Here is a 21539-nt window from a genome sequence, read left to right on the forward strand (position 1 = left end):
TCAGTAGCCCCGGCGATCAGGCGCCCGTCCGTGCCCGGTCGACCGGCAGCCGGCAGAGGGGTTCTTTCGTCCATGTCGCACTTCACCGATCTGGCCCACCAGTTCATCGACGGCGAGTGGAAGCCGGGCAGCGGCTCCTGGGACATCATCGACTTCAACCCCTACACCGGGGAGCGGCTCGCCTCGATCACGGTGGCCACCGCGGAGGAGGTCGACCGCGCCTACCGCGCCGCCGAGCGCGCGCAGGCCGCCTGGGCGGAGACCAACCCGTACACCCGCCGGCTGGTCTTCGAGCGCGCCCTCAGGATCGTCGAGGACCGCGAGGAGGAGATAGCGGAGACGATCGTCGCCGAGCTGGGCGGCACCCGCCTCAAGGCCGCCTTCGAGCTGCACCTCGCCAAGGAGTTCCTGCGCGAGGCGATCCAGCTGGCGCTCCGGCCCGAGGGCCGCATCCTGCCCTCCCCGGTCGATGGCAAGGAGAACCGCGTCTACCGCCTCCCGGTCGGCGTCGTCGGCGTCATCTCCCCCTTCAACTTCCCCTTCCTCCTCTCGATCAAGTCGGTCGCCCCCGCCCTCGCGCTCGGCAACGCGGTCGTCCTCAAGCCGCACCAGAACACCCCGGTCTGCGGCGGCACCCTCGTCGCGAAGATCCTGGAGGACGCGGGCCTCCCGGCCGGCCTGCTCAACGTCGTCGTCACCGACATCGCCGAGATCGGCGACGCGCTGCTGACCCACCCGGTCCCGAAGGTCATCTCCTTCACCGGCTCCGACAAGGTCGGCCGCCACGTCGCCACCGTCTGCGCCGAGAACTTCAAGCACGCCGTCCTCGAACTCGGCGGCAACAGCGCCCTGATCGTCCTCGACGACGCCGACCTCGACTACGCCGTCGACGCCGCCGTCTTCAGCCGCTTCGTCCACCAGGGCCAGGTCTGCATGGCCGCCAACCGCATCCTGGTCGACCGCCGCCTGGAGGCGGAGTTCACCGAGAAGTTCGTGGCGAAGGTGAAGACCCTCCGGGTCGGCGACCCGGCCGACCCCGCCACCCACATCGGCCCGCTCATCAACTCCCAGCAGGCCGAGTCGGTCGCCGGGGTCGTCGAGCAGACCGTGGCGGCCGGCGCCACCGCGCTGCTGCACGGCGCGGTCGAGGGCAACCTCGTCTCCCCGTCCGTGCTGACCGGCGTCCCCGCCGACGCCCCCGTCCTCGCCCAGGAGATCTTCGGCCCGGTGGCCCTGATCGTCCCCTTCGACGGCGAGGACGAGGCCGTGCGCATCGCCAACGACACCCCGTACGGGCTGAGCGGCGCCGTCCACACCGCCGACGTCGAGCGGGGCGTGCGGGTCGCCAAGCGGATCCACACCGGCATGATCCACATCAACGACGGCACCGTGCACGACGAGCCGATCGTGCCCTTCGGCGGCGAGAAGCACTCGGGCGTCGGCCGGCTGAACGGCGACGCGATGGTGGAGGCGTTCACCACCCAGAAGTGGATCTCGATCCAGCACGGCCGCAGCCGCTTCCCCTTCTAGACGGCACCCGTTCTAGGACAGGACCTGTCCTCTTTCCTCCGTACGGTGGGCACGGCCCGGGAGACACGCGGGCGAACACGTATGGACGGAAGGCGGACATCATGGTGGCTCTTGTTCCCGCGGAGGCCCCCGGCGACGAGCGCGGCGCGTTCCTCAACTTCGTGGAGGCACAGCGCGCCGCGCTGCGCCGCGCCCTGACCGGCCTCACCGAGGAGCAGGCGGCGAGCCGGCCCAGCGCCAGCGAGCTGAGCCTCTCCGGCCTGGTCAAGCACGCGGCCGAGGCCGAGCTGAACTGGCTGCGGCTCGCGCAGCGGCGGGAGAACGAGCTGCAGCGGACCCGGGAGACCTGGGGCGAGTCGTTCCGGCTCGTCGACGGCGAGACGATCCCCGAGGTGCTGGCCTTCTGGGAGGGCGTCGCGAAGGAGACCGAGGAGTTCGTCCGTACGGTGCCGAGCCTGGACGACACCTTCCCGCTGCCGACCGCGCCCTGGTTCCCCGTGGACGGCCGGGTCTCGGTCCGCTGGATGCTGCTGCACCTGGTCCAGGAGGTGGGCCGGCACGCCGGGCACGCGGACGTGATCCGCGAATCCCTGGACGGCAAGGTCTCCCTCGACCTGATCGCCCTGGAGCGTGAGGGCTGAGGGCGGGGCGGGGCCGGGGGCTGGAAGCGGTCGCTCGGCGTCCCGGCTCGGCGCCCCGGTTCGGCGTCCGGCGTCCGGTGAATTTTTCTTTCCCCAGGGTGGAACCCGGAGGCGGTGCGCGGTGTACCAGAAGCAGACGGTTCACCGCGAACCGCCCGAGGGACAGGGGGAAGTCCGATGCGCGTTCCCGTTTCCCGGGTGCCGGCCCCGCTCCGCGCGCTCGTGGCACTGCTGCTGGCCTGGCTGCTGGCCGCCTGTACGGGCGGGCCGGCACCGGCGCCCCGGAGTGAACGGCCCGTGGACGGAGGGATGTTCGGCGCTCCGCCGAGGATCGCGGACGGCGCCGGGCTGCCGGGGTGGGCGTCGGGCGTCGGCTTCGCCGCCGACGGCAGCGGCTTCACGCTCCTCGCGGAGTGCGTGAGCGACCCGGGCCGGCCGGAGAACGGCTTCTGCCGCCAGCGGGTCGCGGTGCTCGACCCGGGCGCGGAGCGATGGGAGCAGCGCGTCTCGCCCCTTCCCGAACTGCGCGGCACGGAAGGGGTGTCGGCGCGGCTGTGGGTGCTGGGCCCGGGGCGGGCGCTGATCGAGGACGGCGGCGGGGAGGAGCCGCTGCGGGGCTGGTTCACCGCCGACGGCGGGCGGAGCTGGCGGGGCGTCGATCCGCGCCCGGCCGGCCGGACCCCGGACATACCCGTGGGGGCGGCACTGGTCGCCGAGTGCGCGTCGGATCCGGGCGCCCCGACGGAGTCGTGCGCCCGGGAGCGGCTGGCGGTGATCTCGCCGCGGGACGGGCGGCGGCGGGAGCTGGTGGCGCAGCCGGCGCTGGGGGCGCACCCCCGGCCGGCGGCGGTCGCGGAGCCGGACGGCTCGTGGTGGGTGTCGGGCGGGGAGCCGGGGACCGGGCGGGCGGTGGTCGCCGTCTCCCGGGACCGGGGCCGCAGCTGGTCGGTGAGCCGCTTGCCGAGCCCGGGCCCGACGGACCCCCCGTCCTGGTACACGTCGGTGGTGGTGGGCCCCGACGCGGTGTACGCGGCGGAGGTGGGCGAGCTGGAGGGCGGCGAGCCGGTCAAGAACCCGCTGCGGGCGCTGTACCGCTCCGGGGACGGCGGCAGGACCTGGCAGCGGACGTGGACCACGGGCCCGGACCGGGAGCCGCGCTCGCTGGAAGGGCTCCCCGTGCCGGGCCCGGGCGGCCGGCTCGACGTCGCCGCCCAGACGTCCGGCCACCGGAGCCTGGACGGCGGCCGGACCTTCCGGGAGCTGGACGACGGCACCGCGTACGTCCGCCGCACCGCCGTCGGCCTCCTGCGCGAGGACGCCCGCTGCCGGTACGAGCTGACGCGCGACGGCGTCCGCTGGTCGGCGTTCCTGCTGGCGTGCGGCGACGACGCCTCCGTGGGCGGGTCCTAGTGGTGGAAGGCGGTCGCGGCGTCCTTGTCCCGGGTGAAGGGGCGCGGCTGGCGGCGGAGTTCGGGCAGCAGGCGGTTCAGATCCTCGACGAGGAGGCCCGCGAGGTCGGCGGAGAAGCCGTTGCGGCAGACGATCCGCAGCACCGACAGGTCCTCGCGGTGGGCGGGGAAGGTGTAGGCGGGGACGAGCCAGCCGCGCTCGCGGAGCCGGCGGGAGACGTCGAAGACGTCGTAGGAGGTGACGTCGGGGGTGGTGGTGAAGGCGAAGACGGGCAGCTGGTCGCCGCGGGTGAGGAGCCGGAAGTCGCCCATGGCCTCGACGCGTTCGGCGAGCGCCCGGGCGACGTCCCGGCTGGTCTGCTGGACGGCCCGGTAGCCCTCCCGGCCGAGCCGGAGGAAGGTGTAGTACTGGGCGACGACCTGGGCGCCGGGGCGGGAGAAGTTCAGGGCGAAGGTGGGCATGTCGCCGCCGAGGTAGTTGACCCGGAAGACCAGTTCCTCGGGGAGTTCCTCGGGGCCGCGCCACAGGGCCCAGCCGACGCCGGGGTAGACGAGTCCGTACTTGTGGCCGGAGGTGTTGATCGAGGAGACCCGGGGGAGGCGGAAGTCCCAGACCAGGTCCTCGTCGAGGAAGGGGGCGATCATGCCGCCGGAGGCGCCGTCGACGTGGACGGGGACGTCGAGGCCGGTGCGGCCCTGGAGGTCGTCGAGGGCGGCGCAGATGTCGGCGACGGGCTCGTAGGAGCCGTCGAAGGTCGAGCCGAGGACGGCGACGACGCCGATGGTGTTCTCGTCGCACAGCGCGGCGGCGGATGCGGCGTCGAGGTGGTAGCGGTCGCCCTCCATGGGCACCAGGCGGGGCTCGACCTCCCAGAAGTCGCAGAACTTCTCCCAGCAGACCTGCACGTTGACGCCCATGACCAGGTTGGGGCGGGCGGTCGCCGGGTAGCGGTCGGCGTTCTTCCTGGCCCAGCGCCGCTTGAGCGCCATGCCGGCGAGCATGCAGGCCTCGCTGGAGCCGGTGGTGGAGCAGCCGACGGCGGCGGTCGGGTCGGGGGCGTGCCAGAGGTCGGCGAGCATGGCGACGCAGCGGCGTTCGAGTTCGGCGGTGCGCGGGTACTCGTCCTTGTCGATCATGTTCTTGTCGCGGCACTCGCTCATCAGGACACCGGCCTGGGGCTCCATCCAGGTGGTGACGAAGGTGGCGAGGTTGAGCCGGGAGTTCCCGTCCAGCATCAGCTCGTCGTGGACCAGCTGGTAGGCGCTGGCCGGCGGCAGCGGCCCCTCGGGCATCCGGTGGCGGGGCGGGGCCTCCGTCATCCCGCCGACCGGATCGGCCTGGCCGAAGAAGGGGTTGAGGGCGAGCCGGCGGAAGGGCTCGGAATCGGCGTCGTCGGATCCCTTGTGGAGGGGGGCCATCGGGTGCTCCTTCTGCGGCGGGCGGCGGCGGACCGCGGCGGGCGGGCGGGTCAGCGCAGGGCGCGGCCCTGGTGGTCGAGTTCGAGCTGCGGGCGGCCGGTGACGACCAGCCAGGCGGGCAGGGTGGCCAGGCAGAGGAGGGTCAGCATGGCGGGGGAGGCGGCGAGGACGGCGGCGACGAAGAGGCTCACCCACCCCTGCCGGGTGGTGGCGAGGAGGACGCCGAGGACCGCCGAGGAGACGGCGACCGCCGGGTGGATCTCCGGCACGAGGGCCTGGGCGGCCAGCCCGAGGGCGGCGCCGATGAAGACCGCGGGGAAGACCCGGCCGCCGCGGAAGCCGCAGGCGGCGGCGACCAGCAGCGCGACGAGCTTCACGACGGCCAGCCCGGCCAGCTCGCCGGAGGAGTGCTCCCCGAGGGAGCCGACGAGCTCCTCGGTCTCGTGGAGGCCCTTGAAGAGGGTCAGATGGCCCCCGAGCGCGCCCAGCAGGCCCAGGAGCAGGCCGCCGAGGGGCAGCATCAGCATCGGGTGCCGCAGCCGCCCGAAGGCCCGGTGGAGGGCGGGGAAGGCCCAGCAGCCCAGCAGGCCGAAGAGGGCGCCGAGGGTGGCGACGACGAGGGCGGCGAGGAGGTCCTCCCAGCCGGGTTCGGTCAGCGGCGGGAGACCCATGGCGAAGCTGGGGGAGGAGAACAGCTGGGTGGTCATCGCGCCGGCGCCGGCGGCGACCAGCGGGGCGAAGAGCCGGTCCCACAGCGAGCCCCGTCCGGGCCGGCCGACGAGCGCCTCGGAGAGGACGAGGGCGGCCGCGACGGGCGTCCCGAAGAGCGCGCCGAAGGTGCCCGCGGTGGCCAGGGAGACCCAGAAGGCGCCCGGTACGTTCGGCAGGGCCCGCAGGCCCAGCCAGGCGGCCAGCGCGATCGCGGAGGCGATCGTCGGCTGCTCGGGGCCGAGGGAGACGCCGCCCGCGAGGGCGAGGGTGCTGGCGAGCAGGAGGCCCGGCACCACGCCGGGCGGCAGCGGCGGCCCGCCGAGCCCCTCGGAGGCCGGGTCGGGCCCGGCGTGCCCCGGCGCCTTCCAGACCACGAGCCCGACCGCGACCCCGGTCGCCGTCAGGACGCTGATCATCCACAGCGAGGAGTACCGGCCGATGTCCAGGGCATCGGGCAGCGTCTCCCAGAGCACCGCCTGGAGCTCCTCGGCGACCGCGCTGATCGCCAGGAAGAGCAGGGCCGACCCGACGCCCACCACGAGGGCGGGCAGGACCTGCGGCAGCAGGAGCCGTACCGGGGCTTCGACGGGGGCGGTCGCGTCATGATCGGTGGCCACCGCCCCACCATAAGTGAGCAAATGCCGCATAACACCTCGAAAGCGCCGGGCTTTCGGGCGTGCACCTCACGTCGCGTCAGGACCCAGGCCGACGGCGTACCGACAGAGAAAGGGGCGGACGGCCACATGGGCCACTCCGTGGGACAGGTCGCCGGGGTCACGGTGCGCACCCTGCACCACTACGGCGCGATCGGACTGCTCTCCCCGAGCGGACGCAGGACGGCGGGCCACCGCCGCTACGACGACGCGGACCTCGACCGGCCCCAGCGCGTGCCGTCTCACCGGGAGCTCGGCTTCCCCTCGACCGGGCCGCCGCCCTCCTCTCGCACGAGCCGACCCGGGCCCGGAGACGGAGGGGGCTCCCCGCCGACCCCGCCGCGTACGGACCGGCCGCGTACGGACCGGCCGCGTACGGACCCGCCGCGCACGGACCGGCCGCGTACGGACCCGCCGCGCGTGACCGGCCACGTGAGCCCGGTCACGGCCGGTCGCGCACAGCCGGTCGCGCACGGCCGGTCACCCATGCCCGGTCACCCGCCGACCGGGGCCGGGCTCAAGGCCGCGGCGCGATGACCACCGCGGTCCCGTAGGCGCACACCTCCGTGCCCACGTCCGCGGCCTCCGTCACGTCGAAGCGGAACATCAGGACCGCGTTCGCACCCCGGGCGCGGGCCTGCTCCACCAGGCGCTCCATCGCCTGGTTCCGGGTCTCCACCAGGGTCTTCGTCAGCCCCTTCAGCTCGCCGCCGATCATCGACTTGAGACCGGCGCCGATCTGACTGCCCAGGTGGCGCGAGCGGACCGTCAGCCCGAAGACCTCGCCGATCACCTGCCGTACCTCGTGGCCGGGAACGTCGTTCGTCGTCACCACCAGCACGTCGGGGTGCGGTCCCTGACCGCCTCCGTACTCCTCGATGCCCATCGGCACTCACCTCCTGGTCACCCAGGGTCGTCGGAGCGGAGCCCTTCCGCATCCCCTGCGACCCGGGCGGAACCGGGGGGAGCCGCTCCACGTTGATAGCTTGGGGCGCGCCGTCGGCATGTCCCTCCCGCACCCCGACATGCCCCCACCCCGACCGCAGGAGCCCGGAACCCGTGAACACGCTTGCCCTCGGACCGAGCTGGCTGGATCCGGACTACCTGATCCAGACCTTCGGCCTGATCGGTGTCCTCGTCATCGTCTTCGCCGAGTCCGGCCTCCTCATCGGGTTCTTCCTCCCCGGTGACTCGCTGCTCTTCACCACCGGCCTCCTCGTCACCACCGGCAAGCTCGACTCGCCGCTGTGGCTGGTCTGCACGCTGATCGTCCTCGCGGCGATCATCGGCGACCAGGTGGGCTACCTGTTCGGCCGGAAGGTGGGTCCGTCGCTCTTCCGGCGCCCCGACTCCAAGTTCTTCAAGCAGGAGAACGTCGAGAAGGCCCACGAGTTCTTCGAGAAGCACGGCCCGAAGTCCCTCATCCTGGCCCGCTTCGTCCCGATCATCCGCACCTTCACGCCGATCATCGCCGGCGTCAGCCGGATGAACTACCGCTCGTTCATCACCTTCAACATCATCGGCGGCGTCCTCTGGGGCGCCGGTGTGACCCTGCTCGGCGCCTCCCTCGGCAAGGTCGACTTCGTCCACAAGCACATCGAGGCGATCCTCGTCGGCATCGTCCTGCTGTCGGTCGTCCCGATCGTGATCGAGTACCTCAAGGCCCGCTCCCAGTCGAAGAAGGCCGCCGCCGCCCGGCAGGACGCGCCCCCCGCCGGCCCCGAGGCCCCCCACGCCGCCCCGCCCGTCCACGGCGACCAGCCCGGCCAGGGCGGCTACGGCGGCTACGGCGACCAGCCGGGCCAGGGCGGCTACGGCCACCAGGACGGCTACGCGGGCCAGGCCGGCTACGGCGACCAGGGCGGGTACGGCGCCCAGACCGGCGGCTACGGCGACCAGCCGGAGTACGGCTACGGGCAGGGGCAGCAGGCCGGTTACGGGCAGCAGGGCGGCTACGGACAGCAGGGCGGCGGCTACCAGGACCGGCCCGGCGGCTACGGCGACCAGGGGGCGTACGGACAGCAGGGCGGCGGCTACGGCCAGCAGGGCGGCTACGGCTACCCGGCCCCCCAGCCCGGCTACGGCCAGCCGCAGCACCCCCAGCACCCCCAGCAGCCCGCCTACGGCAACCACCCCGGCTACGCCCAGCAGCCCGGCCACCCCCAGCAGCCGCAGCAGGCCCAGCAGCCGCAGCGGCCCGGCCACGGCGACCAGCACGGCTACGGCGGCCAGAACCAGCCCCCGTACCCGTACGGCGAGCGCTGACCCTCGTCGGACCCACGACATGAGGCCCCGCCCCCGGCCGACCGGCCGGGCGCGGGGCCTCGTCACATCGTGGGAACCCGTGCCGGAGCCCGCGCCGGAGCCTCGCCGGAGCCCTCAGAACCCTCGGGTCCGCTTCGCCGCGCTGCGCGCCGAGCCGGCGCCCGGGGCCCGCATGAAGAGGCGGGCCAGCTCGCCTCCCAGGTTCACCCCGATCGCGATCGCCAGAGCCAGGGCCGCCGCCTTCGCCAGCGAGGCGAAGCCCTGGTCCAGATTGTTCTGGGCGATCGCCAGCACCCCGAAGTACGTCGCCGAACCGGGCAGCAGCGGCCCGATCGCCGCCGTCACGTACGGCAGCGAGGACGTGTGGTGGTAGCGGGCCATCAGCTGCCCGAAGAGACCCACCAGACCGGCCGCCACCGCCGTCGCCATCACCGCCGACCCCTCCGCGGTCACCGCGATCGACGCGTAGACCACCCAGGCCACCCCGCCGTTCAGCGTCGCGAAGAGCACCGTCGCCCGCGACTGCTGCAACAGGATCGCGAAGGTCGCGCACAGCACCATCGACGAGACGATCTGCGTCACCGGGCGCTCCACCGGCCGCAGCACCCCCTCCGGATTGAGCTGGGCGTCGAACTGCACCGCCACGTACAGCACGGACAGCACGCCCACCACGATCGCCACGAAGAAGTACGCGACCTCCAGGAGCCGCGCCGAGGCCGTGATGTAGAAGCCGGTCAGGCCGTCCTGCACCGCCGCCACCAGGGCCCGCCCCGGGATCAGCGCGAACAGGCCACCCGTGATCACCGCCGACGGCCGCAGGTCCGCGTGGAGCAGCGTCAGCAGCACCCCCATCGCGGCCGGCGGCATCGCCGCCACCAGGAACTGGTAGAACTCCGGCAGCCCGCGCCCCGCGCACAGCCACGCCAGCCGGTCGCCGAGCACCGCGCCCAGCGCCGCCACGAAGAAGACCGTGGCGCCGCCGCCCAGCAGCACCGAGGCCGCCCCCGCCAGCAGGCCCGCCGCCGCCGTCAGCGCCCACCCCGGGTACGGGTGCCGGTTGCGCCGGATCTCCGCGAGCCGCCGGTACGCCTCCTCCGGCGACACCTCGTGCGCCGGCGCGTTGATGTCCGCGAGCAGCTGGTAGACGGCCGCCAGCCGGGTGTAGTCGGTGCCCCGGCGGCGCACCGTCCGGTTCGCCGTCACCGGATCGTCCACCAGCGACGGCTGGTACGTGATCGAGAGCAGCGTGAAGGTCACCGTCGGCTCGCACCGGTCGAGCCCGTACGACCGGCAGATCGCGAACATCGCCGCCTCGACGTCCTCCGCGCCCTCCCCGCCCGCGAGCAGCAGCTCGCCGATGCGGAGGGTCAGGTCGAGCACGCGCGGCACCGAGGGCCCCGTCTCGCCCTTCGCCGCGGCCGTCTCCGGCACCACCGGCCGGTCACCCACCGGCAGCCGCAGCATCGTCCGCATCCGGTCCTGCCAGGGAGCGTTCTGCGGCAGCCGCGCCAGCGGCACCCCGTAGGCCGGGGTGAAGGCGGGCGGCGAGTCCTTCGCGGAGTACGTCGACGGCGGCGCGAACGCCGAGCCCTCCGGCTCCGGCGGCGGCTCGGGCGCCAGCCCCTCCGGCACCACGAACGCCGAGCCCTCCGGCTCCGGAGGCGGCTCGGGCACCAGCCCCTCCGGCAGCGCGAACTCCGAGGTCGCCTCGTCCGACAGGGGCTTCCGGTCCTCCGGAGCCTCCTCGGGGCCCTCCGGCTCCGCCACCACTCTCGTCCGCCTCACACCCAGGGAATCGTGCATTCCAGTATGAGCGCCAGACGGGTGTGCGAAACGTGGACGCGCGAAAGGCGGCGCACCCCGAAGGGCGCACCGCCTCCCGCGACGATCAAGGCGTCAGTGAGCGCCCTGCTCCTTGGCGCGCGCGATCGACTTCTCGATCTCGGCCTCGGCCTCGGCGCGGCCGACCCAGTCGGCGCCCTCGACCGACTTGCCCGGCTCCAGGTCCTTGTAGACCTCGAAGAAGTGCTGGATCTCCAGGCGGTCGAACTCCGGCACGTGGTGGATGTCGCGCAGGTGCTCCATGCGCGGGTCCGTCGCCGGCACGCACAGCAGCTTGTCGTCGCCGCCGGCCTCGTCCGTCATGCGGAACATGCCGATGGCGCGGCACTTGATCAGGCAGCCCGGGAAGGTCGGCTCGTCGAGGATGACCAGCGCGTCCAGCGGGTCGCCGTCCTCGCCGAGGGTGTTCTCCACGTAGCCGTAGTCGGTCGGGTAGGCCGTCGACGTGAAGAGGCGACGGTCCAGGCGGATGCGACCGGTCTCGTGGTCGACCTCGTACTTGTTCCGCGACCCCTTCGGGATCTCGATGAGAACGTCGAACTCCACGGGTGGCTCCTCCTGAATCAACACAAGTGAATGCTCGCGACGACGCGCGGTGATTAAGTGTCCCTCACGCACGTACGTGATTGCGAAAGGGGCTGGTCAGCGATGCCGGAACCGAGGGTGTGGCAGCTCACGGCGGGCTCCGCCGTGCTCGGTCTGGCTCTCGCCGCCGCGGCGGCGACCGCGGCCGGACCCTGGGACGGAGGCCAGCGTACGGCCGAGCGGGCCCGCGCCGCCGCCCCCGCGACGGGTGGCGAGCGTCACCCCGCCCCGGCCGCCGCCCCCGCCGCCCCGGAGCCCGCCGAACCCGCCCCCGCGCCCAGCGCCCCCGGCGTCCTCACCGCGCTGACCGCGGACCGGACCCCCGCCCCCGGCACCCGCCCCGACGACCTGGCCCGCGCCCTCGTCCCCCTCCTGGCCGATCCCGGCCTCGGCACCGCGCGCACCGCCTCCGTCGTCGACACCGCCACCGGGAAGCAGCTCTACGGGGAAGGCGCCGGCACCCCCATGACCCCGGCCTCCACGATCAAGATCGCCACCACCGCCGCGGCCCTCTCCGCCCTCGGCCCCGACCACCGCATCGCCACCACCGTCACCGCCGCCCCCGACGGCCGGACGGTCACCCTCACCGGCGGCGGCGACCCCACCCTCGACCCGGCCCGGCTGGAGGCGCTCGCCGCCGACACCGCCCGCGCCCTGCGGAAGCGCGGCCACACCACCGTGCGCCTCGCCTACGACACGAGCCTCTACGAGGGCGCCGCCCTCCACCCCATCGGCCCCAACGAGAACCTCGCCCCCGTCACCGCCCTGATGACCAGCGGGGGACGCCTCGACGACAGCGAGAGCGGCCCCGCCCCCCGCTCCGCCGACCCCGCCCGCGCCACCGCCACCGCCTTCGCCGGCCACCTCGCCGACGCCGGCGTGAAGGTCACCGGCGCCCCCGCGCCCGGCCGCACCCCGAAGGCCGCCCCCCTCGCCCGTACCCTCTCCGCCCCCCTCGCCGACCTCGTCGAGCGCACCCTCACCCACAGCGACAACGACCTCGCCGAGGCCCTCGCCCGGCAGACCGCACTCGCCCACCGGCAGCCCGCCAGCTTCCGCGGCGCCGAACGGGCCGTCCACGCCGAACTCGGCCGCCTCGGCCTCCCCCTCGCCGGCACCCGCTTCGCCGACGGCAGCGGACTCGACCGCCGCGACCGCGTCCCGGCCGCCCTCCTCACCGGCCTCCTCGCCCGCGCCGCCGACCCCGCCCGCCCCGCCCTGCGGCCCGTCCTCACCGGCCTCCCCGTCGGCGGCTTCACCGGCACCCTCGCCGGCCGCTACGGCCAGGCCCCCGCCGGCGCCGGCCTCGTCCGCGCCAAGACCGGCACCCTCACCGGCGTCAACACCCTCGCCGGCACCGTCGTCACCGCCGACGGCCGCCTCCTCGCCTTCGCCTTCCTCGCCGGCCGCACCCCTTCGCCCGACCTCGCCCAGCCCGCCCTCGACCGCCTCTCCGCCGCCCTCACCGGCCAGAAGTAACCCCCGTGCCACCCTCCGAAGAGGTCCCCGACCGGCCCCGAACCCGTACGGTTGACGCATGACGAGCATCGGTGGTGCAGGCACGTCCGGAATGGTCGACTGGAACCTCGCGGTCGCGACCGCGACCAGGCTGGTCCGCCCGGGCCCCGACGTCGGCCGCGACGAGGCCCGCGCCGTCGTCGCCGAACTCCGCCGCCACGCCAAGGCCGCCGAGGAACACGTCCGCGCCTACACCCGGATGCTCCCCGAGGGCACCGAGGCGCACGACACCCCCGTCCTCGTCGTCGACCGCACCGGCTGGATCAAGGCCAACGTCGCCGGCTTCCGCGAACTCCTCACCCCCCTCCTCGGCAAGATGAAGGAACGCCGCGCCGACACCCCCGGCGGCGCCGTCCTCGGCGCCGTCGGCGGCAAGGTCACCGGCGTCGAGCTCGGCATGCTGCTCTCCTTCCTCGCCTCCCGCATCCTCGGCCAGTACGAGACCTTCGCCCCCGTCAGCCGCGACCTCCCCGGCGCCCCCGACGGTGGCGGCCGGCTCCTCCTCGTCGCCCCCAACATCGTCCACGTCGAGCGCGAGCTGGCCGTCTCCCCCCACGACTTCCGCCTCTGGGTCTGCCTCCACGAGGAGACCCACCGCACCCAGTTCACCGCCGTCCCCTGGCTCCGCGACCACCTCCAGGGCGAGATCCAGTCATTCCTCGCCGCCACCGAGGTCGACCCCGGCACCTTCCTCGAACGCCTCCGCGAGGCCGCCCAGGCCCTCGCCGGCGGCCGCCCCGAGGCCGAGGAGGGCGACCCCGCCCCCTCCCTCGTCGAGCTCGTCCAGACCCCCGAGCAGCGCGAGATCCTCGGCCGCCTCACCGCCGTCATGTCCCTCCTCGAAGGCCACGCCGACTACGTCATGGACGGCGTCGGCCCCCAGGTCGTCCCCTCCGTCGCCGAGATCCGCGAGAAGTTCCAGGCCCGCCGCGCCCGCGGCGCCTCCCGCCTCGACCTCGCCCTGCGCAAGCTCCTCGGCCTCGACGCCAAGCTCCGCCAGTACCGCGACGGCGAACGCTTCGTCCGCGCCGTCGTCGACCAGGTCGGCATGGACGGCTTCAACCGCGTCTGGACCTCCCCCAACACGCTCCCCACCAAGAGCGAGATCGCCGCCCCCGCCGACTGGATCGCCCGCGTCCACCGCAGGACCGATTCCTGACCCGCTGACGGCCCCCGCGGGGACCCGCGCCGGAGCCTGCGGACGGGCGCCGCACGGAGACCCGCGCCGGGGCCCGCGTACGGCCCCGAGGGCGGAAGCGCGCCGGAACACGCCGGAGCGCACCACCAATCACCCATCCGAGGGACCCTGGGCGTGGGGTGAGGCGTGCAATGCTCGGGTAAGGGCGACGTTTCTGTCACCATCGACGCACTCTGAGTGACCGAACACCCCATTCCGACCGTTAAGACTCCGACCGAGGCACCCCACCCCATTCACGAAGGGCACCGAACCATGGGTCCCCATCCTGCGGTCGCGGCGATACGCCTGGCGGTCCGCCGCGTACTCCACGACGTCCTCACCGAGCACCCCGCCGACCCCGCCGCCCCCCGCGACGCGCACCCCCTCGTGCTCGTCGCCTGCTCCGGCGGAGCCGACTCCATGGCGCTCGCCTCCGCCCTCGCCTTCGAAGCGCGCAAGCTCCCCGTCCGCGCCGGCGGCGTCACCGTCGACCACGGGCTCCAGGACGGCTCCGCCGGCCGCGCCGCCGAGGTCGCCGACCGCATGACCGCCCTCGGCCTCGCCCCCGTCGAAGCCGTCGCCGTCACCGTCGGCCGCGAAGGGGGCCCCGAGGCCGCCGCCCGCGACGCCCGGTACGCCGCGCTCGACGCCGCCGCCGAGCGCCACGGCGCCGCCGCGATCCTCCTCGGGCACACCCGGGACGACCAGGCCGAGACCGTCCTCCTCGGCCTCGCCCGCGGCTCCGGCATCCGCTCCCTCTCCGGCATGGCCGCCGTCTCCGGCACCCACGGCCGCTACCGCCGCCCCTTCCTCCAGCTCGACCGCCAGACCGTCCGCAAGGCCTGCATCGCCCAGGAACTCGCCGTCTGGGACGACCCGCACAACAGCGACCCCGCCTACACCCGCTCCCGCCTCCGCCACGAGGGCCTCCCGGCCCTGGAGAAGGCCCTCGGCAAAGGCGTCGTCGAAGCCCTCGCCCGAACGGCCCAGCTCTCCCGCGACGACGCCGACGCCCTCGACACCTGGGCCGCCGACGCCGAGACCGCCGTACGCGACGAGGCCGGCGCCCTCGCCTGCGACAAGCTCTTCGGCCTGCCCCCCGCCGTACGCCGCCGCGTGCTGCGCCGCGCGGTGATCGCCGAGGGCGCCCCGGCCGGCTCCCTCTTCGCCCGCCACATCGAGGAACTCGACCGGCTCGTCACCGGCTGGCGCGGCCAAGGCGCCATCAACCTGCCCGGACGGGTCGAAGCCCGCCGCCAGGGTGGCAGACTGGTCATCCGGCAAGGCTGACGCACGCTGCAACGAAAGTGACCCGGGTGAACGAGAAGGACATGGGCACCGACCTCCAGTCGGTGCTCATCACCAAGGAAGAGATCGACGCCAAGCTGGCCGAGCTGGCCGCGAAGATCGACGCGGAATACGCGGGCAAGGACCTGCTCATCGTCGGTGTCCTCAAGGGCGCCGTGATGGTGATGGCGGACCTGGCACGCGCCCTGTCCACCCCCGTCACCATGGACTGGATGGCCGTCTCCTCCTACGGCGCCGGCACCCAGTCCTCGGGCGTCGTCCGCATCCTCAAGGACCTCGACACCGACATCAAGGGCAAGCACGTCCTGATCGTCGAGGACATCATCGACTCCGGCCTGACCCTGTCCTGGCTCCTGTCGAACCTCGGCTCGCGCGAGCCGGCCTCCCTGGAGGTCTGCACCCTGCTGCGCAAGCCGGAGGCCGCCAAGGTCGCCATCGACGTCAAGTGGATCGGCTTCGACATCCCCAACGAGTTCGTCGTCGGCTACGGCCTCGACTACGCCGAGAAGTACCGGAACCTCCCCTTCGTCGGCACGCTCGCCCCGCACGTCTACGGCGGCTGAGCGACCCCTCGCACGGGGAACCCGCACCGCCTTCCCGCCGTTGAACCACGGGAAGGCGGTCGCGGGCGACGATGCTGAGGTACCGTCCGAAGAACAGCTTTTCCCACACGCTTTCTCGCACAGCTTTTCTCACACAGAGGCATTTACCTACGGGCAGGAGGGACGGGGCGCACGCGCTCCGTATGGATGGACGTGAAGCGATACTTCCGTGGGCCGGTCATGTGGATCGTGCTGGCCGTCCTCGCCGTGGTCGTGCTGATGCAGGTCGTCGGCTCGTCCGAGGGCTACAAGACGGTGGACACCGGCAAGGTCGTCCAGGCGATCGACAAGAACCAGGTCAAGCAGGCAAAGGTCACCACCGGTGACGAGCAGATCATCAAGATCGAGCTCACCGGTGACAACAAGATCGACGGCAGCAGCAAGGTCCAGGCCAGCTACATCGGCAGCCAGGGCGTCGACATCGCCGACAAGCTCCAGGAGAAGTTCGAGGCCGGCCAGGTCGAGAAGGGCTACACCGTCTCCCCGACGAAGCAGTCGCCCTTCGTCTCGATCCTGCTCTCGCTCCTCCCCTTCGTCCTCATCGTGGTCGTCTTCCTGTTCCTGATGAACCAGATGCAGGGCGGCGGCAGCCGGGTGATGAACTTCGGCAAGTCCAAGGCGAAGCTCATCACCAAGGACACGCCCAAGACCACCTTCGCCGACGTCGCCGGCTCGGACGAGGCCGTCGAGGAGCTCCACGAGATCAAGGAGTTCCTCCAGGAGCCCGCGAAGTTCCAGGCCGTCGGCGCCAAGATCCCCAAGGGCGTCCTGCTCTACGGCCCGCCCGGCACCGGCAAGACGCTCCTCGCGCGCGCCGTCGCCGGCGAGGCCGGGGTGCCCTTCTACTCGATCTCCGGCTCCGACTTCGTCGAGATGTTCGTCGGCGTCGGCGCCAGCCGCGTCCGTGACCTCTTCGAGCAGGCCAAGGCGAACGCCCCGGCCATCGTCTTCGTCGACGAGATCGACGCGGTCGGCCGCCACCGCGGCGCCGGCCTCGGCGGCGGACACGACGAGCGCGAGCAGACCCTCAACCAGCTCCTCGTCGAGATGGACGGCTTCGACGTGAAGGGCGGCGTCATCCTGATCGCCGCCACCAACCGGCCCGACATCCTCGACCCCGCCCTCCTGCGCCCGGGTCGCTTCGACCGGCAGATCGCCGTCGACCGCCCCGACATGCAGGGCCGTCTGGAGATCCTCAAGGTCCACCAGAAGGGCAAGCCGGTCGCGCCCGACGTCGACCTCTCGGCCGTCGCCCGCCGCACCCCCGGCTTCACCGGTGCCGATCTCTCCAACGTCCTCAACGAGGCGGCGCTGCTGACCGCCCGCTCGGACAAGAAGCTGATCGACAACCAGATGCTGGACGAGGCGATCGACCGCGTGGTCGCGGGCCCGCAGAAGCGGACCCGGATCATGTCGGACAAGGAGAAGAAGATCACCGCGTACCACGAGGGCGGCCACGCCCTGGTCGCGGCGGCCTCCCCGAACGCCGACCCCGTCCACAAGATCACCATCCTGTCCCGCGGCCGCGCCCTGGGCTACACGATGGTCCTCCCGGACGAGGACAAGTACTCCACCACGCGCAACGAGATGCTCGACCAGCTCGCCTACATGCTGGGCGGCCGCGCGGCGGAGGAGCTCGTCTTCCACGACCCGACCACGGGTGCCGCGAACGACATCGAGAAGGCCACGGCCACCGCCCGCGCGATGGTCACCCAGTACGGCATGACCGAGCGGCTCGGCGCCATCAAGTTCGGCGGCGACAACACCGAGCCCTTCCTCGGCCGTGAGATGTCGCACCAGCGCGACTACTCGGAAGAGGTCGCCGCGCTCGTCGACGAAGAGGTCAAGAAGCTCATCGAGACCGCGCACAACGAGGCGTGGGAGATCCTGGTCGAGAACCGCGACGTCCTCGACAACCTGGTCCTGGCCCTCCTGGAGAAGGAGACCCTGGGCAAGGAGGAGATCGCCGAGATCTTCGCGCCGATCGTCAAGCGCCCGGCCCGCCCGGCCTGGACCGGCTCCTCCCGCCGCACCCCGTCCACGCGTCCGCCGGTCCTCTCCCCCAAGGAGCTGGCCCTGACGAACAGCGCGAACGGCACGGCCTCGGTGGACACCACCAAGGGCATCGACATCGCCCCCGAGGACACCCCGGAGCCCTGAGCCCCGGACCCCCGGAATGGAAGCCGCGCCCTCCCAGGTTTTAGCCTGTGAGGGCGCGGCCCTTTTTCGCGCCATGTCAGACCAGACGGAACGAGGCACAGATGACCGACCCGGTGACGCTGGACGGCGAGGGAACCATCGGCGAGTTCGACGAGAAGCGCGCCGAGAACGCCGTACGAGAGCTCCTCATCGCGGTCGGCGAGGACCCGGACCGCGAGGGTCTGCGGGAGACGCCGGCGCGCGTGGCGCGGGCGTACAAGGAGATCTTCGCCGGGCTGTGGCAGCAGCCGGAGGACGTCCTGACCACCACGTTCGACCTGGGCCACGACGAGATGGTGCTGGTCAAGGACATCGAGGTGTATTCGACCTGTGAGCACCACCTCGTCCCGTTCCGCGGGGTGGCCCACGTGGGGTACATCCCCTCCACCACCGGCAAGATCACGGGGCTCTCGAAGCTGGCCAGGCTCGTCGACGTCTACGCCCGCCGCCCGCAGGTGCAGGAACGTCTCACCACCCAGGTGGCGGACTCGCTGATGGAGATCCTGGAGCCGCGCGGCGTCATCGTGGTCTTCGAGTGCGAGCACATGTGCATGTCGATGCGCGGCATCCGCAAGCCGGGTGCGAAGACCATCACCTCGGCGGTCCGGGGCCAGCTGCGCGACCCCGCGACCCGGGCCGAGGCGATGAGCCTCATCATGGCCCGCTGACGCGCGGGGGGAACGGCCTCAGGCCCGGGCGCCGCCCGGGCCTTCGTCGTCTTCGGGGAGCTTGCAGACGCGCTCCAGGAAGAGGGCGGCGGCGATGACGCCGAAGGCGGCGACGACCGCGGCCGCGGAGTAGAGGGCCTGGTCGCGGCGGGCGGGGACGTCGAGGGAGCCGAGGAGGAAGACGCCCACGCCGCCGTAGAGGCCGGCGACGAGGGCGGCGACGAGGGCGCTGGCCTGGCCGAAGACGACCGCGCGGGCGGCCATCAGGGGTTCGACGCCCTTGGCGCCGGGGCGGCGCTCGCGCTGGGCCCTGAGGCGGGCGCGGAGCGAGAGGGCGGTGGCGGTGAGGACCGCCGCGATCACGGCGAGGACGACGGGCGCGGCCAGCGGCACGCTGGGGAGGGTGCCGACGGAGTCCCAGAGGCGGGCGCCGCCCCAGGAGAGGGCGCCTGCGACCAGGAAGAGTCCGGCGAGCACCTTGAGCCGCAGTTGTTTCACCGGGTGTCCTTCACGTGGTCGCGGGCGGTCTGCCACGTAGCGTAACGATTACTCGGGCAGGCGGAGTTCCAGGTCGGTCCTGGGCGTGACGCCGGTGCGGTCGACGGCGGTCAGGAGGTCGGCCACGGCGCCGCGGCCGGGGAGCAGGGCTCCGGGGTCCACGTCGTGCCAGGGGGCGAGGACGAAGGCGCGCTGGTGGGCGCGGGGGTGCGGGAGGGTGAGGACGGGGTCGTCGGAGACCACGTCCGCGTACGTGATGATGTCGACGTCGAGGGTGCGGGCGCCCCAGCGCTCGTCCCGGACGCGCAGGAACGCTTCTTCGACGGCCTGGGCGCGCTCCAGGAGGGAGGAGGGCGGGAGGGTCGTCTTCACGAGGGCGACGGCGTTGAGGTACGAGGGCTGGCTGCCGGGCTCGACGCCCCAGGGCTCGGTCTCGTACACGGGGGAGACGGCCTTGACGCGGAGGCCGGGCGTGTCGGCGAGGGCGTCGAGGGCGCCCTGGAGGTTCTCCAGGCGGTTGCCGAGGTTGGCGCCGAGGGCGACGACGGCCCAGCGCGGGTTGGAGAGGGTGCTGTCGGCGGCGTCGACGGCCGCGACGACGGCGGCCGGCACGGGCTGGACGGTGGGGTCGCTCTGGGTCGGCTTCATCGTCGGCTCCGGGTGATCGTGACGGTGACGTCGTCGAAGGGGACGGTGATGGGGGCGTCCGGCTTGTGGACGACCACCTCCACCTCCTGGACGCCGGCGTGGCTGAGGCACTGCTGGGCGATGCGCTCGGCGAGGGTCTCGATCAGGTCCACGGGCTCGCCCTGGACGACGTCGACGACCTCCTCGGCGACGACGCCGTAGTGGACGGTCTTGGTCAGGTCGTCGTCGGCGGCCGCCGGGCGGGTGTCGAGGCCGAGGACCAGGTCCACGATGAAGGTCTGCCCCTCCTCGCGCTCCTTGGGGAAGACGCCGTGGTGACCTCGGGCCTTGAGGCCGCGCAGCGCGACACGATCCACGCGAATCACTCCTGCTGTCGTAGTTGCGGGGGCACGCAGCCGGGTGCGGACGGCCGGGTGTCCTCCATCGAATCTACCTGCGGCCACCGACAGCGCTTGCTGTCGGGGCCGTCGGGAGCGGCTTCCGGGGCCGTCAGGCGGAGGGGCCGGGGTCGTCGTCGAGGGCCGCGGGCGGGGTGTCGTCGTCGGATTCGGCGATGACGGGGGAGGCGTGGTGGGACCAGATCCGCCAGCCCCCGGGGGTCCGGCGGAAGGCGTTGGTGGCGACGACGAGCTGGCCGACGAGGGGGCCGAGCTCGGCGCCGTCCTCGGCGGGGCCGCCGCTGAGGATGTTCTCGGTGCAGGTGACGAGGGCGGTGTCGCCGCCGAGGGAGACCCGGACGTCGGTGAGGAAGAACTGGATGTAGTCGGTGTGCGCCATGATCAGCGCGTACGAGCGGAGCACCTCGCCGCGGCCGGTGAGGACGGGCCAGCCGGGGTGGACGCAGGAGATGTCGGTGGCGCCGTCGTCGAGCCAGAGGTCTTCGAGGCGGTCGAAGTCGCCCTCCTCCAGCGCCGTGTAGAAGGCGGTGTTGGCGGCCTCCACGGCCGCCCGGTCGGCCTCGCGGGCCGCGGTCACCGGGCTCCTTCGACGGCGCGGGCGACGCGGACGGCGTCGGCGGTGGCGCGGACCTCGTGGACGCGGACGGCCCAGGCGCCCGCGTGGGCGGCGAGGGCGGAGACGGCGGCGGTGGCGGCGTCGCGCTCGCGGGCGGGCGGCGGGGCGGCGCCGGGTTCGCGGGTGAGGACGTGGCCGAGGAAGCGCTTGCGGGAGGCGGCGACGAGGAGGGGGCGGCCCAGGGCGCGCAGCTCGGGGAGGTGGGCGACGAGGGCGAGGTCGTGGGGGGCGAGCTTGGCGAAGCCGAGGCCGGGGTCGACGACGATCCGCTCGGGGGCGATGCCGCCGTCGACGACGGCCTCCATCCGGGTGCGGAGCTCGGTGACGACCTCGGCGACGACGTCGTCGTAGACGGCGAGGCTGTTCATGGACGCGCTGAAGCCGCGCCAGTGCATGACGACGAAGGGGACCTCGGCGGCGGCGACGGCGGGGACCATGCCGGGGTCGGCGAGGCCGCCGCTGACGTCGTTGACGAGGGCGGCGCCGGCCGCGACGGCGGCGGAGGCGACGGAGGCGCGCATGGTGTCGACGGAGACGGTGACGCCTTCGGCGGCGAGGCCGCGGACGACGGGGACGACCCGGCGGAGTTCTTCCTCCTCGTCGACGCGGGTGGCGCCGGGGCGGGTGGACTCGCCGCCGACGTCGACGAGGTCGGCGCCCTGGGCGACGAGGTCGAGGCCGTGCTTGACGGCGGCCGTCGTGTCGAACCAGCGGCCGCCGTCGGAGAAGGAGTCCGGGGTCACGTTGACCACGCCCATGACCGCGCAGCGGTCCCACTCGGGAAGGCCGAGGGGAGCGCCCCGGTCGATCGTCGTACTCATACGACCAGCGTAGGGCCCGCCGGGGTCGGGG

General features: G+C 73.3%; 20 protein-coding genes and 1 pseudogene. 11 read left to right on the forward strand and 10 right to left on the reverse strand.

Annotation, left to right across the window (positions count from 1 at the left end; all coding sequences use genetic code 11):
* The first annotated feature begins 72 nt into the window (after positions 1–72).
* From AB0E83_RS21070 to AB0E83_RS21080, 3 genes are all read left to right on the forward strand, one after another.
* Entirely contained in the window at positions 73–1530 is a 1458-nt protein-coding gene (locus AB0E83_RS21070) for an aldehyde dehydrogenase family protein (protein WP_362113797.1), read from the forward strand.
* 101 nt (positions 1531–1631) lie between these two features.
* On the forward strand, positions 1632–2171 hold the full coding sequence (locus AB0E83_RS21075; protein ID WP_362113800.1) for a DinB family protein: 540 nt from the start codon (positions 1632–1634) through the stop codon (positions 2169–2171).
* Positions 2172–2348: 177 nt separating this feature from the next.
* Positions 2349–3581: a sialidase family protein gene (locus AB0E83_RS21080; RefSeq protein ID WP_362113803.1), complete on the forward strand. Its 1233-nt coding sequence runs from the start codon at positions 2349–2351 to the stop codon at positions 3579–3581.
* Here AB0E83_RS21080 and AB0E83_RS21085 read toward each other — a convergent pair.
* A complete protein-coding gene (locus tag AB0E83_RS21085) occupies positions 3578–4999 on the reverse strand; it encodes a glutamate decarboxylase (protein WP_362113806.1) in 1422 nt (473 codons plus the stop codon). The two genes, AB0E83_RS21080 and AB0E83_RS21085, sit on opposite strands and share 4 nt — an antisense overlap.
* Positions 5000–5049: 50 nt before the next feature.
* Positions 5050–6327, reverse strand: a complete 1278-nt coding sequence (locus tag AB0E83_RS21090; protein ID WP_362113809.1) for an ion channel protein — start codon at positions 6325–6327, stop codon at positions 5050–5052.
* Positions 6328–6453: 126 nt separating this feature from the next.
* Here AB0E83_RS21090 and AB0E83_RS21095 point away from each other — a divergent pair.
* Positions 6454–6650 (forward strand): annotated as a pseudogene (locus AB0E83_RS21095) (MerR family DNA-binding transcriptional regulator); the annotation flags it as partial.
* A 230-nt stretch (positions 6651–6880) separates the two neighbouring features.
* Here the strand turns inward: AB0E83_RS21095 and AB0E83_RS21100 are convergent.
* Positions 6881–7249, reverse strand: a complete 369-nt coding sequence (locus AB0E83_RS21100; RefSeq protein WP_362113812.1) for a YbjQ family protein — start codon at positions 7247–7249, stop codon at positions 6881–6883.
* A gap of 173 nt (positions 7250–7422) precedes the next feature.
* Here AB0E83_RS21100 and AB0E83_RS21105 point away from each other — a divergent pair, with 173 nt between their 5' ends.
* Positions 7423–8628 (forward strand): DedA family protein, encoded by a 1206-nt coding sequence (locus AB0E83_RS21105; protein WP_362113815.1) that lies wholly within the window; start codon positions 7423–7425, stop codon positions 8626–8628.
* Positions 8629–8742: 114 nt separating this feature from the next.
* Here AB0E83_RS21105 and AB0E83_RS21110 read toward each other — a convergent pair whose 3' ends face one another.
* The gene (locus AB0E83_RS21110; RefSeq protein WP_362113863.1) at positions 8743–10398 is read right to left on the reverse strand and encodes a threonine/serine exporter family protein; all 1656 of its coding nucleotides are present in this window, start codon (positions 10396–10398) and stop codon (positions 8743–8745) included.
* A gap of 126 nt (positions 10399–10524) precedes the next feature.
* Positions 10525–11016 (reverse strand): inorganic diphosphatase, encoded by a 492-nt coding sequence (locus tag AB0E83_RS21115; RefSeq protein ID WP_030495855.1) that lies wholly within the window; start codon positions 11014–11016, stop codon positions 10525–10527.
* 102 nt (positions 11017–11118) lie between these two features.
* Between AB0E83_RS21115 and dacB the strand changes: the two genes are divergently transcribed.
* From dacB to folE, 6 genes are all read left to right on the forward strand, one after another.
* A complete protein-coding gene (gene dacB, locus AB0E83_RS21120) occupies positions 11119–12534 on the forward strand; it encodes a D-alanyl-D-alanine carboxypeptidase/D-alanyl-D-alanine-endopeptidase (protein ID WP_362113818.1) in 1416 nt (471 codons plus the stop codon).
* Between the two features lie 58 nt (positions 12535–12592).
* On the forward strand, positions 12593–13732 hold the full coding sequence (locus AB0E83_RS21125) for a zinc-dependent metalloprotease (RefSeq protein ID WP_362113820.1): 1140 nt from the start codon (positions 12593–12595) through the stop codon (positions 13730–13732).
* A gap of 291 nt (positions 13733–14023) precedes the next feature.
* Positions 14024–15040, forward strand: coding sequence for a tRNA lysidine(34) synthetase TilS (gene tilS / locus AB0E83_RS21130; RefSeq protein WP_362113823.1), 1017 nt, complete (start codon positions 14024–14026; stop codon positions 15038–15040).
* A 41-nt stretch (positions 15041–15081) separates the two neighbouring features.
* Positions 15082–15621: a hypoxanthine phosphoribosyltransferase gene (hpt, locus tag AB0E83_RS21135; RefSeq protein ID WP_030219931.1), complete on the forward strand. Its 540-nt coding sequence runs from the start codon at positions 15082–15084 to the stop codon at positions 15619–15621.
* Positions 15622–15807: 186 nt separating this feature from the next.
* Entirely contained in the window at positions 15808–17820 is a 2013-nt protein-coding gene (gene ftsH / locus AB0E83_RS21140) for an ATP-dependent zinc metalloprotease FtsH (protein ID WP_362113826.1), read from the forward strand.
* A gap of 101 nt (positions 17821–17921) precedes the next feature.
* Positions 17922–18527, forward strand: coding sequence for a GTP cyclohydrolase I FolE (gene folE / locus AB0E83_RS21145; protein WP_031006474.1), 606 nt, complete (start codon positions 17922–17924; stop codon positions 18525–18527).
* Positions 18528–18545: 18 nt separating this feature from the next.
* On the opposite strand, the gene AB0E83_RS21150 is transcribed toward folE, so the two are convergent.
* From AB0E83_RS21150 to folP, 5 genes are all read right to left on the reverse strand, one after another.
* Positions 18546–19025 (reverse strand): DUF3180 domain-containing protein, encoded by a 480-nt coding sequence (locus tag AB0E83_RS21150; protein ID WP_362113830.1) that lies wholly within the window; start codon positions 19023–19025, stop codon positions 18546–18548.
* A 48-nt stretch (positions 19026–19073) separates the two neighbouring features.
* Positions 19074–19673: a 2-amino-4-hydroxy-6-hydroxymethyldihydropteridine diphosphokinase gene (gene folK, locus AB0E83_RS21155; RefSeq protein WP_362113833.1), complete on the reverse strand. Its 600-nt coding sequence runs from the start codon at positions 19671–19673 to the stop codon at positions 19074–19076.
* On the reverse strand, positions 19670–20029 hold the full coding sequence (gene folB, locus AB0E83_RS21160) for a dihydroneopterin aldolase (RefSeq protein ID WP_030495863.1): 360 nt from the start codon (positions 20027–20029) through the stop codon (positions 19670–19672). The genes folK and folB overlap by 4 nt, the downstream gene beginning before the upstream one ends.
* A gap of 133 nt (positions 20030–20162) precedes the next feature.
* Positions 20163–20648, reverse strand: a complete 486-nt coding sequence (locus AB0E83_RS21165; RefSeq protein WP_362113836.1) for a nuclear transport factor 2 family protein — start codon at positions 20646–20648, stop codon at positions 20163–20165.
* Entirely contained in the window at positions 20645–21508 is an 864-nt protein-coding gene (gene folP / locus AB0E83_RS21170) for a dihydropteroate synthase (RefSeq protein WP_362113839.1), read from the reverse strand. The genes AB0E83_RS21165 and folP overlap by 4 nt, the downstream gene beginning before the upstream one ends.
* Between the last annotated feature and the right edge of the window lie 31 nt (positions 21509–21539).

The organism is Streptomyces sp. NPDC035033 (assembly GCF_040636735.1).
Lineage (GTDB): Bacteria > Actinomycetota > Actinomycetes > Streptomycetales > Streptomycetaceae > Streptomyces.

Coding starts and splice junctions, on each gene's coding strand:
- AB0E83_RS21070 (WP_362113797.1), top strand. CDS start 73: ATGTCGCACTTCACCGATCTGGCCCACCAGTTCATCGACGGCGAGTGG.
- AB0E83_RS21075 (WP_362113800.1), top strand. CDS start 1,632: ATGGTGGCTCTTGTTCCCGCGGAGGCCCCCGGCGACGAGCGCGGCGCG.
- AB0E83_RS21080 (WP_362113803.1), top strand. CDS start 2,349: ATGCGCGTTCCCGTTTCCCGGGTGCCGGCCCCGCTCCGCGCGCTCGTG.
- AB0E83_RS21085 (WP_362113806.1), bottom strand. CDS start 4,999: ATGGCCCCCCTCCACAAGGGATCCGACGACGCCGATTCCGAGCCCTTC.
- AB0E83_RS21100 (WP_362113812.1), bottom strand. CDS start 7,249: ATGGGCATCGAGGAGTACGGAGGCGGTCAGGGACCGCACCCCGACGTG.
- dacB (WP_362113818.1), top strand. CDS start 11,119: ATGCCGGAACCGAGGGTGTGGCAGCTCACGGCGGGCTCCGCCGTGCTC.
- AB0E83_RS21125 (WP_362113820.1), top strand. CDS start 12,593: ATGACGAGCATCGGTGGTGCAGGCACGTCCGGAATGGTCGACTGGAAC.
- tilS (WP_362113823.1), top strand. CDS start 14,024: ATGGGTCCCCATCCTGCGGTCGCGGCGATACGCCTGGCGGTCCGCCGC.
- hpt (WP_030219931.1), top strand. CDS start 15,082: ATGGGCACCGACCTCCAGTCGGTGCTCATCACCAAGGAAGAGATCGAC.
- ftsH (WP_362113826.1), top strand. CDS start 15,808: ATGGACGTGAAGCGATACTTCCGTGGGCCGGTCATGTGGATCGTGCTG.
- folE (WP_031006474.1), top strand. CDS start 17,922: ATGACCGACCCGGTGACGCTGGACGGCGAGGGAACCATCGGCGAGTTC.
- folK (WP_362113833.1), bottom strand. CDS start 19,673: ATGAAGCCGACCCAGAGCGACCCCACCGTCCAGCCCGTGCCGGCCGCC.
- folP (WP_362113839.1), bottom strand. CDS start 21,508: ATGAGTACGACGATCGACCGGGGCGCTCCCCTCGGCCTTCCCGAGTGG.